Here is a 772-nt window from a genome sequence, read left to right on the forward strand (position 1 = left end):
TGACGGGAACCTTCTATCCATTCACCCTGGCATGCCAACAGAAGTAATGATTATTACTGGCTTAAGTGCACCTGCTCAGTACTTATTAGAACCATTGATTAATTCGTTTAACAGGGCCTGGAGAGATTCGTAGTTTGGGTTGTGTGGTTCAGCGCTATTATTTTAAAAACGGAGCCTCATGCTCCGTTTCTTTTATTTCATGTTGTAAATAGTTGCTGAATTGATCAGCTAGTCATACACTTCTCATACCTGTCGGGGAGCTTCCAGTGGTTAGGGAGCTGAGACTGCTAGCTATGCGCTGTATCCACAGTAAAAGCAGGACCCGTTGAACCTGATTTGGTTAATACCAGCGTAGGGAACAGTTTGCTCGTTTTGTAACGTTTGAGTCGTTATCAGCAGATTGCTCCCTAACAATTACCTTGGAGCATACATGAGCAACACGCCACAGCAGCCAGCTAAAAACGCAAAGATCACCGACGCAAATATCTCCAAAACAGCATCGGTCGATGAACTTTCTATGACGCCATTTCCTGCGTCGAAAAAAATCTACGTAAAAGGTAGTCGCGACGACATTCAAGTGGCTATGCGCGAAATTGAACTAAGTCCAACCAAGCTGCAAGACGGCAAGGAAGAACATAACCCTCCAGTTCGTGTCTACGACACCTCAGGCCCATATACAGATCCAAATAAAGACATCGACGTGCGTTTAGGCTTAAGTCCAATGCGTGAAAAATGGATTCTAGAGCGCAGCGACACCGAATTGCTTGAAGGC

Annotated in this window: 1 pseudogene and 1 riboswitch; the pseudogene reads left to right on the forward strand. The window is 45.1% G+C overall.

Annotated features, from left to right (window positions below):
• Positions 1-243 precede the first annotated feature (243 nt).
• Positions 244-375, forward strand: a riboswitch (TPP riboswitch).
• A 55-nt stretch (positions 376-430) separates the two neighbouring features.
• Positions 431-772 (forward strand): annotated as a pseudogene (locus A3739_RS21435) (phosphomethylpyrimidine synthase ThiC); the annotation flags it as partial.

Source organism: Oleiphilus sp. HI0067, from assembly GCF_001635735.1.